Source organism: Paenibacillus sp. ALE2 (assembly GCF_054113385.1).
The window spans coordinates 1,948,118-1,959,788 of the sequence record NZ_CM134213.1 but is presented as its reverse complement, the minus strand read 5'-3'; the positions used below and the strand labels follow the sequence as shown (position 1 = coordinate 1,959,788).

The 11,671-nt window shown below is 47.7% G+C and carries 9 protein-coding genes and 1 riboswitch; of the genes, 6 read left to right on the top strand and 3 right to left on the bottom strand.

The window, feature by feature from the left end:
- Positions 1-8: 8 nt before the first annotated feature.
- Positions 9-506, bottom strand: coding sequence for an Rrf2 family transcriptional regulator (locus ACXHJ1_RS08500; RefSeq protein WP_457905946.1), 498 nt, complete (start codon positions 504-506; stop codon positions 9-11).
- 66 nt (positions 507-572) lie between these two features.
- Positions 573-3,494: a glycoside hydrolase family 3 C-terminal domain-containing protein gene (locus ACXHJ1_RS08495; RefSeq protein WP_457905945.1), complete on the bottom strand. Its 2,922-nt coding sequence runs from the start codon at positions 3,492-3,494 to the stop codon at positions 573-575.
- 233 nt (positions 3,495-3,727) lie between these two features.
- On the opposite strand from ACXHJ1_RS08495, the gene ACXHJ1_RS08490 reads away from it, so the two are divergent.
- From ACXHJ1_RS08490 to metE, 4 genes are all read left to right on the top strand, one after another.
- Positions 3,728-4,198, top strand: a complete 471-nt coding sequence (locus ACXHJ1_RS08490; RefSeq protein ID WP_174821007.1) for an AbrB/MazE/SpoVT family DNA-binding domain-containing protein — start codon at positions 3,728-3,730, stop codon at positions 4,196-4,198.
- Between the two features lie 292 nt (positions 4,199-4,490).
- Positions 4,491-6,440 (top strand): anaerobic ribonucleoside triphosphate reductase, encoded by a 1,950-nt coding sequence (locus ACXHJ1_RS08485; protein ID WP_457905944.1) that lies wholly within the window; start codon positions 4,491-4,493, stop codon positions 6,438-6,440.
- Entirely contained in the window at positions 6,437-6,934 is a 498-nt protein-coding gene (nrdG, locus tag ACXHJ1_RS08480) for an anaerobic ribonucleoside-triphosphate reductase activating protein (protein WP_016822771.1), read from the top strand. The genes ACXHJ1_RS08485 and nrdG overlap by 4 nt, the downstream gene beginning before the upstream one ends.
- A gap of 189 nt (positions 6,935-7,123) precedes the next feature.
- Positions 7,124-7,319: riboswitch (cobalamin riboswitch) on the top strand.
- A gap of 158 nt (positions 7,320-7,477) precedes the next feature.
- Positions 7,478-9,796: a 5-methyltetrahydropteroyltriglutamate--homocysteine S-methyltransferase gene (metE, locus tag ACXHJ1_RS08475; protein WP_457905943.1), complete on the top strand. Its 2,319-nt coding sequence runs from the start codon at positions 7,478-7,480 to the stop codon at positions 9,794-9,796.
- 87 nt (positions 9,797-9,883) lie between these two features.
- Here the strand turns inward: metE and ACXHJ1_RS08470 are convergent, their stop codons facing one another.
- The gene (locus ACXHJ1_RS08470) at positions 9,884-10,417 is read right to left on the bottom strand and encodes a DUF6985 domain-containing protein (protein ID WP_039276426.1); all 534 of its coding nucleotides are present in this window, start codon (positions 10,415-10,417) and stop codon (positions 9,884-9,886) included.
- Between the two features lie 380 nt (positions 10,418-10,797).
- Between ACXHJ1_RS08470 and ACXHJ1_RS08465 the strand changes: the two genes are divergently transcribed.
- A complete protein-coding gene (locus ACXHJ1_RS08465; protein ID WP_016822768.1) occupies positions 10,798-11,127 on the top strand; it encodes a PadR family transcriptional regulator in 330 nt (109 codons plus the stop codon).
- Positions 11,120-11,671: a DUF1700 domain-containing protein gene (locus ACXHJ1_RS08460; RefSeq protein WP_016822767.1), complete on the top strand. Its 552-nt coding sequence runs from the start codon at positions 11,120-11,122 to the stop codon at positions 11,669-11,671. Before ACXHJ1_RS08465 ends, ACXHJ1_RS08460 begins: the two co-directional genes overlap by 8 nt.

Sequence of the window (11,671 nt, the reverse complement as noted above, 5' to 3'; positions counted from 1 at the left end):
AAAAGATGTTAATCCCTTGGGGAAGGTGAGTTGGTATCCTTATCTTCAATATGATTGCAATTTTCTACCACAAGTGATGTACGCTTGGCGAGCGAAGCAAGCGTATGAGATTCCCATACTTCCAGCATACGACGTTCACTCTCAGCTAATATCTCAGATACGGCGATCGCCAACTCCCCGCAAAAAGGGTTCGTCTCCGGTTCATGCATCATACCCGGGAAAATGGGGTCACATATTTCAATGGCGTGGTATATATCGGCAAGTGTAATATGATCCGCGGAACGGGTAAGCACATAACCTCCCTCGCGCCCTTCACGTGCTGCAATCAAATCAGCCTGCACAAGCCGTGTCAACACCCTACGCACCAAAGTGACCTCGCAATCAATGGAGCGGGCAATAGAACCGCTGGCACAAAGCTCCCCGTGTTTTTCCAAATAGACAAGCGCCTTTACCGCAATTCCAAGCCATTTGGGTGTTGCGGTGCGTAGTCTTTTTTCATTATTCAAATGAGATGACACCCCTAAGCTGTAGAAACTTCGTTGAATGCATTGTACGTGATGTCAGATGTAAGTTCAAGCCTGAAAGCCGGAACCCTCTGGATCCCTAGCGCCCAAAGTAAAATGACCTAGTCGTACTTCTCCACTAAGTGACAGATAAACATCCCGGATGCCGGAGGCTGACTGTACCTTTTCCGAGAGTGTCACCCATGCTTGTGTCCCTCCTGTATTGCCCACGTTGATGCGTGCCACAGCTTGGCTGTCTGGCCCATCCAAATGCAGTTCAATGGCTGCATCACTGCTGTTGCCTGACACGCGGCACTGAAACTCGACTACACTCACCGTATTCATATCTACGCCATGAAAAGCGATCCAACCAGAACGTTGCGCTGAACGGGGACGTATACAGGCCTCCCTTTGCTCCTTGCTTTCATCCAGCAGGATGTCGAAGCAATCATCAAAGTTTTCAGCTCGTATCCTTGGTCCAGCTTGCCGTGGTGGAATAACTTCACCTCGTACATACACAGGATGCTTCAACCGAATATCCGCTGAGGAGGCGCCTGCCAGCAGTGTATATTCACCTGATTCAACGCAATAGCAATCGCGTGTGACATCCCAAATCGCCCAATCCTTCACCCGAACCGTAAAAGAAACCGTTCGTGTCTCACCTGGCTCCAAGCGAATGCGCTGAAATCCGCACAATGTCTTCAACGGTCGCTTTACGCGCGAGGCTTCAGAGCGTACATATAGTTGTACAACCTCTTCGCCAGCAGCTTCCCCCCGATTCGTCACATCTATCCACACCTGGAGAGTTTCTGCAGCGTCAAGTGCAGCCATAGATTTAACGTTATCCTTATGGGCGTCTGTATGCAGATCACTATATTCAAATGGCGAATACGTTAGCCCATGCCCGAATGGATATAACGGTTCACCTTCAAAATATTGATAGGTACGGCCGCCACGGATAATATCATAATTTCTGATATCACCCAATTGATCCTCGTTCTGAACCCAGGTCATGTTCAGACGCCCAGCGGGTGCGTAATCTCCAAACAATACATCCGCTATGGCTGTACCATGCTCTTGTCCCGCATGAGACGTATATACGATCGCTGGAATATGCTCTTGAAGCCAAGGAATCGCAAATGGATAGCTGCCCGTCAGAACCACAATCGTATTCGGATTGACGCGATATACTTCCTCGATAAGTCGTTGCTGGGAAGCAGCCAGTTCCAAGCCTGGGCGATCATTCTCTTCCTTTCCGTTAATGAGCGGGTGATTTCCAACGAATACAATCGCTGTATCTGCAGCTTGCGCAGCGGCTATCGCTTCCGCTAAGCCATCCGATACCGTCTCTATACGGAAAGTCGTATGGTTGGAGTCTGTGGCGCTAGGTGCAGGAGTTGCGGATTCCATCACATTTAATGAACCCTCTGTTCCTGCGATCACTGGCTTACCGTTCCATGTGGTCCACAGATGCTCTCCTTGTTCCACAGGAGTCAGTCCAAAGACTTCTTTAACATACCAGCCATACGCTTCATCGGCCGTCACGCGAAGCGTCTCCTCATCGCTCGTCACATAGGTACCCAGATGTTCATCATGCAGCGTCACGCTGCCATAGCCCCAATCTGTCACGGTCAATACCGTTGGCTCTCCATCCTGGGACAGGCGCATATCGCCAGAAGAATTAACTATGAGCTTCGCGCCATCAGTCGATGCCCTCAAGGTCACACGATCTTTGGCATCGGAGTACACGACACGTTCCTCCGCGCCCCCTCTTTCCAGCTTGGCACGAATCGCCTCCAGCGGTGTAACCCAGTAAGGTAGCGTACCAGAATACCAGTCGCGGAACACCTCATTGCCATGCGAACCAATGACCGCTATTTTGCCGCACTGGGCAGGGTTCAATGGCAGAAGCTTTTGCTCATTTTTGAGCAATACGATCTGCTCCCTCGCCGCACGCAACGACAATTCACGGGCTTGCTCTGTCATTAAAGACTCCTCCCCAATAGAGGCATAGGGATTGTCTGCCGCCGGATCAAATTCCCCCAAACGAAAACGAACACGGAACGTATGGAACAATGCTCGATCCAAGTCCTCTTCTTGTAGCGAGCCCTGCTCCAAAGCTTCTCGAATCGCTTGCTTGGAGAACTCTGCATCATCGGTAATGCTGTCAATTCCTGCGCGAATAGATTCAGCCACGCCCGGCGTATGGGAATCGTAATATTGATGGTCGTTCACAATCCCCATCACATCACCCGCATCACTTACGACAAAGCCGTCCATTCCCCATTCGCCTCTGACAATATCGTTAACACCATGGTATAACGTAGCAGGCGTTCCGTTAATCAAGTTGTAAGAAGTCATCATCGACTGGGCTCCGCCTTCCGTAAAAGGCTTCTCGAATGCTTTTAGATAATATTCTCGCAGGTTTCGTGGGTCTATACTGGAGGAGCCAATTCCCCGGTCCACTTCATTATTGTTACCGAGAAAATGTTTTAACGTCGCAACCGCTTTCAAATATACCGGATGGTCACCCTGGATCCCCTTTACTAACTCCTTCGACAATTCTCCCGTCAAATACGGGTCTTCGCCGTAGGCTTCCTCGTTACGTCCCCATCTTGGGTCACGCTCCATATCCACTGTAGGCGCCCACAGGGTAAGACCATTCAATTTTGGATCACGACGATAGTAGACACGCGCCTCATCTGCAATTACAGAGCCGATCTGACGCATTAACTCCGTATCCCAAGTACAGGCCAAACCCACAGGCTGAGGAAATGAAGTGGCCTCCCCCAACCAGGCTATCCCGTGTGCTGCTTCCGTACCGTGCTTGTAAGCTGCAACTCCCAAACGGTCAATGGCCGGCTGGTATTGCAGCATAGATTCGATCTTTTCCTCTAAGGTTAGTCGTGACACGAGATCCCGTACACGCTCATCTAGTTGAATCTTCGGATCTTGAAATAAATATTCGATACCCGTTGTTTCATGACTCAAATCCGTCATCTCCTTAGCTTCATTAAGATGATAAAAAGTTTATTCACGAAAGCGCTTTAATATATCATAACGAAAAAGGAGTACACCAGCAACAATACCGAAAACATCCTAAATTGGATGAAATACAAACCGCGGCATACGAGAAAAAAAGTTACAATTTCTTTTTCTTATATAAAGCTAAAAATGATATTTTTTGGTATAATCAGGATATATCATTGAAGGAGGAAGCGCTGATGAAAAATACCGGAATGACACGGCCTCTGGATCAGCTGGGGCGAATTGTACTCCCTAAGGAAATGCGCACCACTATGGATATCAATATCGGTGATTCGCTTGAATTCTTCGTAGATGAAGAAGGATTTGTATTAAGGAAATACACGGGTGTCTCCTGCAAATTTTGCGGCGTAGTGGATCATTTAACTTATTTTCGGGACAGCTTTATTTGCGCTGATTGCATCCAGTTATTAAAGAACGATGAACATGTACATGCCACAAGCAATGATGCCATCCAGGCTCAAGAACATACCAAATCGAACCAAGCCAACACTACCTGGCAGCCCAAGCATTCCAGAGTGCAACAAGGTGAAATGGTAAAAAAGCTCCGCAAGCTGATTCAGGAACATCCGAACCTGCCACAAAAAGTGTATGCAGAAATGCTCGATATTTCCCAAGGCCGTGTGTCCCAACTGAAAAAGCTGCTCTAAACCTTCTAAAAATTTTTTTCCCAATATCATATACGATGTACTCGAAAACCTACTTATTTCACTGTAACTACAATGGCCAGGTGTAGAGTAAGGTGCATATCTGTGAATGTGTCCCTTATTCTATACCTGGCCTTTTCCTGCTTCTCGCCTCTATCAAGGTGACAATAGTCACATACTCTCAATGTCTACGTATATACAATATATAGATCGAAACAATTGGTTATCACTAGATATCATCAATATGTTGTTTTTGTGAAAAATATATATTTTTTACTATATGGAGGGTTTTACGATGAAGGTGCTGGAGGAACATCAATTATACGACATCGGTGAGCGAGTCATTGGGGCACAAGATCTGGACATGCTGCGGGAGAATGCAAATTTAAATGGAGAATCGTTCAGCGGTAAAATGAGCAAGCTTGGCTCGGAATATGCCAAATGGTATGCGCGCCTGCGTGTACTTCCGCCTGAATTAACAGACGCGATTGACCATGGGTATGTGTATGTTCACGATTTGGACCAATATGCGCTCGGAACTACAAATTGTATCTTTATCCCATTTGGTCGTTTGCTACAAGACGGTTTCAATACAGGCAATGGCTCTGTACGCACACCACAAACAATTATGTCTGCTATGGCACTGGTCGCCATCATATTCCAGTCTCAACAAAATAGCCAATTTGGTGGTGTCTCTGCCAATAAAATAGATTGGGATCTAGCTCCATACGTTGCTCGTTCCTTCCGCAAGCATCTGCGCAAAGGACTCCGGCTGTTCGAGGAAGAGCTAGACTCCCGTTGGTCTGACGACGAGCTGCATTTAGCCAATACTCACTTGCAAGAGGTCTGTCCTCGTTCATACTCATTCGCACGCGAAGAGACAGAGACAGAAACCCGGCAGGCGGCGGAATCGCTCATTCATAACCTGAACACGATGAGCAGTCGGGCAGGGGGGCAAATTCCATTCACTTCATTGAATTACGGGATGTGTACGTCTGCTGAAGGTCGGCTTGTTTCGCAATCGTTGCTGGAAGCCACGATTCGTGGACTGGGCAGCGGGGAAACTCCTATTTTCCCACAACATATTTTCCAATGTAAAAAAGGAGTCAACCAGGCAGAAGGCGATGTCAACTACGATTTGTTCTTAAAAGCGGTAGAATGCTCCAGCAAGCGGATGTATCCCAACTTTGTGAATGTGGATGCTACCTTCAATCTGCCTTATTACCGCGCAGATAACCCGGATACCATCATTGCCACGATGGGCTGCCGTACCCGTACCATTTCTGACCGTTTCGGCAGAAACCGCCAGAGCGGCAAGGGTAATCTCTCATTTAATACTATTAATCTGGTACGGCTCGGGATTGAATATGGTATTTGCACAGGCAAGCGTCTGACACCTGACCGTGACCGCTTTGACGCGAGACTGGAAGAGGTTATGCGAATTGCAGTAGACGGTCTAATCCATCGCTATCATATCCAGACCAGCCAGCCAGCCAAAGCCTCGGACTTTATGATGCGCGAAGGGGTATGGGAAGGCGGAAAAGAACTGGCACCTGATGAGAAGGTGGGAAGCGTCCTAAAGCACGGTACGCTTTCGATCGGATTTATCGGGCTGGCTGAGTGTATGAAAGCATTATACGGAAAACACCACGGAGAGGATGATTTTGTATACCGTGAAGCACAGCGAATCATCACCTCCATGCGCGTGTATTGTGATCGAATGAGTGAACATCACAATCTAAATATTACACTGTTCGCGACACCTGCCGAAGGGCTGTCGGGCAAGTTCACATTGCTGGATCAACGTGACTTCGGAGTTATTCCTGAAGTAAATGACCGGGAATATTACACGAATTCCTTCCATATTCCGGTGTATTACAAGCTCCCGGCTGCTCGTAAAATCAGCTTGGAGGCTCCGTTCCATAATCTATGTAATGCGGGTGCAATTTCATACATCGAGCTGGACGGTAATGCGCGGAATAACCCGGAGGCGTTTCTTAAAATTGTTCAATACGCGCTGCATCAGAACATTGGCTACTTCTCCATCAACCATCCGGTGGATCGTTGTACGGAATGCGGCTATGAAGGAATTATCGGGACAAGCTGTCCTCAATGCGGCACGGATGAGGAACACACGCACTTTCAGCGTTTACGTCGGGTAACCGGATATCTGACAGGTGATTATACCGTTCGTTTTAATGCTGCCAAGCAAGCGGAAGTTCGCGACCGGGTGAAGCATAAGTGAATTTGTGCGGCTATATTCCAGAATCTCTGAATGAAGGATACGGCCTGCGCACCGTTGTATTCATTAGTGGTTGCCGCCATGCCTGTCCCGGCTGCTTTAATCCAGCTTCGTGGAACTTCCGCGCAGGGGAGCCATTCACGCCCGAGCGTCAACAGGAGGTCATCCGTGATATCATGGATAATCCGCTGTTGGACGGATTGACTCTCTGCGGGGGAGACCCTTTTTTCTCAGCAGCAGAATGCTCGCAATTTGTACGTGACTTCCGCGCGGCTTGTCCCGACCGAACCGTCTGGGCCTACACAGGCTTTGTCTACGAAGATCTGCTCATGGATCAGGAGCGACAGGAGCTGGCACTATTGTGTGACGTGATTGTAGATGGCCGTTTTGTTGAACAGCAAAAAGATCTGACCCTCCCCTTTCGGGGCAGCCGTAATCAGCGCCTGGTAGATGTGAAAGCCAGTACTCAAGCAGGTTACACCGTTTCATTAGCTTAAAGGCGATGTTCTATTTAGCAAGATGCTATACCAAAGACAAGTCCCCCACGATGGGTTGGGCTTGTCTTTTTTGCATATAACTAACAGATTCCACTCCAGTTTCTATTCCTGTTTCTATTGCACATCCTGTGAGTTTCACTTATGATGGTGAACAAGTATACGAGTGCATAATTATTCGTCATACCTTAATCTTATAGTTTGGAAATAGGTGTCTGTTCTATTCAGATCAGACTTAAAAGGGAAGCCGGTGCAAATCCGGGACGGTCCCGCCACTGTAAACGGGGAATGTTCAGCTGCTCATACACCCACTGGTCCACAGACCGGGAAGGGATGCTGAACGTCATGATCCGTAAGTCAGGAGACCTGCCTATTTTAACAACATCGCAGTACCTACGGAAGATAGGGAGGTGTTAAGAGCAGTCGCCGTATTTTTGAATTTTAATCGCGGAGGCATTCTTTCCCCTACTCATTTTTAGCCTTGGGGACAGAATGCCTTTTTTGGTACGTAAAAATAAACTGGCTACCACTTAGGAGGAAACCTACATGTCCATTAACGAACGATCTACATTGTCCGGTTTGACTAGCAGTAATCTGGGATATCCGCGTATCGGCGGGAACCGGGAATGGAAGAAAGCACTGGAGCGCTTCTGGCAGGGTAGTATTAACGAAAGTGAACTGCATAGTGAGATGAAAAGATTGCGTCTGGAGCATCTGAGCAAGCAACGTGACAAAGGGATTGATCGCATTCCTGTCGGAGACTTTTCCTATTACGATCATGTGCTGGATACATCTGTGATGTTCGGTCTCGTACCCGAACGGTTCAACTATCGTCCTACAGGTCCGGTTCCTCTGTCTGTGTATTTCGGGATGGCACGTGGGCAGAAGGGAGCTACCGCCAGCGAAATGACCAAATGGATGAATACCAATTACCACTACATCGTTCCCGAATTGGAAAATGCGGCTCCAGTGCTCACTGAAAATAAGCCCTTACTCGCTTATCGTGAAGCAAAGCAGGAGCTAGGTATTGACGGTAAACCGGTTCTCATCGGTCCCTACTCATTTGTTGTTTTATCCAAAGGCTATGATCGTAAGGATCTGGCCTCTATTATACGAACCTTCCTGCCTTTATACACCCGAGTCCTGTCCGAACTAGCAGCAGAAGGCGTACAATGGGTCCAAATCGATGAACCTGTCCTGACCACCTCATTCCCAGTAGAGGATCTGGATATTATTCAGGAGGTCTATGAAGCTTTGACCCAAGCTGCTCCCTCCTTAAACATCATGCTGCAAACCTACTTTGGTAGCCTAGATCATTATGAGCGTCTGACTGAACTTCCGGTCCAGGGACTGGGTCTTGACTTTGTCTATGATGATGGCGAAAATGTCCAGCATATATCGCGACATGGCTTCCCCAAAGGGAAAACGCTGGGTGCTGGTGTCATTGATGGGCGCAATATATGGCGCAGCGACCTGAATGCCGTGGCTGCGCTGTTGGGCCAGTTAGCAGAACAAATCAATGCAGAACAGCTTATCGTGCAGCCATCGTGCAGTCTGCTGCATGTGCCGGTCAGTCTGGAAGCAGAGCACAAGCTGGACCGAGAGCTGGTGCATGCCCTAGCCTTTGCCGATGAAAAGCTGGATGAAATCGCAGTCTTGACGGCTGCACTTGGTAAGCATGATCCATCCGCACTTGCCAAGCTTGAGCAAAGTGCGGAAGCGGTAGCCCGCTTCAACAGCTCAGCGGCAAGGGTACAGACAGCTGCCGATTTGGCCAACCTGTTGGCAAAGGAGCCACTATCACGCAGCGTTCCTTTCGCCGAGCGCCGTATAATTCAGCAAAATAGGCTGAAGTTACCCCCACTGCCTACGACGACCATCGGCAGCTTCCCGCAAACTGCTGAGGTTCGCAAGGCCCGTCTGCACTATCGCAAAGGAGAATGGTCTGCCGAGCAATATCGGACATTCATCCAGCAGCAGATCAAGGAATGGATTGATATCCAAGAGGACATTGGCATAGATGTGCTTGTACATGGGGAATTTGAACGGACCGACATGGTTGAGTTTTTTGGCGAAAAACTAAAAGGCTTTGCTTTTACACAAAACGGATGGGTGCAATCCTACGGCTCCCGCTGTGTTAAACCGCCGATTATTTACGGAGATGTGTCGTTCGATCAACCAATGACTGTAGAAGAGACGGCATTTGCCCAATCGTTAACCTCCAAGCCAGTTAAAGGAATGCTTACAGGCCCTGTGACCATTTTGAACTGGTCCTTTGAACGTAATGATATTCCACGCAGGCAAGTTGCTTTGCAATTAGCTCTGGCATTACGGGCAGAGGTAGAGGCACTCGAACAAGCGGGTATTAGCATGATTCAGGTGGATGAACCCGCAATTCGCGAAGGGCTCCCGTTGAAAAAAGAACAACAGCAGGCCTATCTGGATTGGGCGGTTCAAGCCTTCCTTGTGACCACGGCCACTGTTGAACCTGCGACCCAAATCCATACACACATGTGCTATTCCGAATTCCAAGATATGATCCAGTCCATTTCAGACATGGATGCCGACGTGATTTCTATTGAAACCTCTCGTAGTCATGGTGAACTGATTGTTAGCTTTGAGGATCAGGTGTACGACAAAGGCATCGGTCTGGGCGTGTACGATATCCACAGCCCGCGCATTCCTGATGAATCAGAAATGCTAAGCATGATTCAGCGTGCCTTGCGCGTACTGCCAGCAGATTTGTTCTGGGTTAATCCAGACTGTGGGCTGAAAACCCGCACCAAGGAGGAATCTGTTGCCGCGTTGCGGCAAATGGTACAGGCGGCTCAAGCAGCCCGAGCCGTGCTGTCTGTATCCAACTAATATTTTTATCGTATCCAATCACGTTATTATATCCATCATATCCTATTCCCTTTTCGGTCTTTCTATTAGAGACCGGAAGGGAGTTATTTATTCCAAGTCATATAATGTATATAAACCTTGAATATGCTCGATTTTTAGCTGCTTCAGATGTACGCCTAAGCCATGCTCTCGATCCCAGGAACAATTAAAATTCAAATATAGTTCATCCTTTTCCGATGAGTCGGAAATCAGTATAGATATAAGCTGCATTCGATCCAGCAATTGCTCTGGTCGCTCCACATAAGGCGCATATTCATTAGGGTCCTCTCCCCATGAGCTGTATGCCTTCCGATACTTTTCCACGATGTCTACATAATGTTGGTATATGGACTGCAATACTTGAGGATGGATCGCTGACGAACATGCCATATACTTCTCCCATGTCTTTCTCTGAGGTTCCGTAGGTTCTTCTATAGCCTGTGCCTGTTCTTCAGAGTCGGCTCCCACGATAAATTCGACTTCTACCTCCGACGGATGCCCGCAAAAATCAAGATGTACCACACCACGCAGTACAACCTCCTCCGACACATCCCAAGTCTCATCATCCTGTTCCAATTCCCTATACCAGTGCTTCCAGTCCATCCTTTATCCACCTCTTCATAAAAGGTAATCTTTAGCTCTATTGAACACTTTACAATCTATCATTTTAATGAATGAAATTAAAGTAACATTCTATGGGTGTTTCCAGCCAGAAATCGAGGAATTTCCAAATAAAACTACTTTTTTCTACAAGATTTGCTATTCGTGTAAGCCTTCAAGAAAGAAAACCGGCCCATTTTGACCCGAAGATTTTATTATTAAAAATTTAGTACCTTGCATTAATCAGTACATGATGTTAAATTATACCTGACTACTGATTTATAATTAGTACCCGTGACAAATTATGCACAAACACACGTTTCTTCCCCTTATTCCGAACGACACCTATGAATTATGATTACATCAGGAAGGGAGCATCGCTCGTGAATGTGAACATCCAATTCAAAAAAGGGGTACTGGAACTATGCGTTCTAGTTCTAATTGGACGTAGAGACCGCTATGGCTACGAATTGGCTCAAGCCGTCTCCCGTCATATCGAAGTAGCAGAGGGAGCCCTATATCCACTGCTTCGCCGTCTGGTATCCGAGGGATACTGCACGACGTATTTACAGGAATCGACCGAGGGCCCGCCCCGTAAATATTACCGGCTGACCGATACCGGCAGCCATTATACAAGATTACTTACACGGGAATGGAATGATTTTGTCCATCATGTCGCAAGCCTACTGAAGGAAGGAGATCCTGATGAATAGAAAACAGTTTCTTACAGAGGTGGAGCAGCGCCTATCTCCTCTCCCTGCAGAGGTACGCCATGAGTTGCTTAGTGATTTGAGCCAGCATTTTGACTACGGCTTGGCCAATGGAAAAAGCGAAACTGAAATTGCCCATGAGTTGGGGAACCCAGAGGATATTGCCCGAGAAGCATTGGATGTTCCCAATGTAGACTGGAACGCTTCCCCTCCACTTCGCCAAGGAAGCTTCGCACGCAATCTTTTTACTTTCTTAGGGCTGCTGTTTCTCAACTTGTTGATCTCCATCCCGATTCTAGCTGCCCTATGGGCGGTATGGGCTTCATTAACCGCAGTGGCGGTCAGTTTCGTTGCAGCCCCTCTACTCGCCGTCACTGATTATGCGCTCAACAGCACCTTTTACCCAACCAAATTCTTCTTCTCCATCACGTTAACAGGTATGGGGCTATTGCTGCTGCCTGGGGTACGTTATCTCCTACTCCTTATGGTAAAGGGCACAGTGCGATACTGGAAATGGAATCAGACTACCCTGAGGGGAGCTTACTAA

Excerpts from the sequence above, each read along its gene's own strand:
- ACXHJ1_RS08460 (WP_016822767.1), top strand. The coding sequence starts at position 11,120 with ATGAATAGAAAACAGTTTCTTACAGAGGTGGAGCAGCGCCTATCTCCT.
- metE (WP_457905943.1), top strand. The coding sequence starts at position 7,478 with ATGTCCATTAACGAACGATCTACATTGTCCGGTTTGACTAGCAGTAAT.
- ACXHJ1_RS08490 (WP_174821007.1), top strand. The coding sequence starts at position 3,728 with ATGAAAAATACCGGAATGACACGGCCTCTGGATCAGCTGGGGCGAATT.
- ACXHJ1_RS08470 (WP_039276426.1), bottom strand. The coding sequence starts at position 10,417 with ATGGACTGGAAGCACTGGTATAGGGAATTGGAACAGGATGATGAGACT.
- ACXHJ1_RS08485 (WP_457905944.1), top strand. The coding sequence starts at position 4,491 with ATGAAGGTGCTGGAGGAACATCAATTATACGACATCGGTGAGCGAGTC.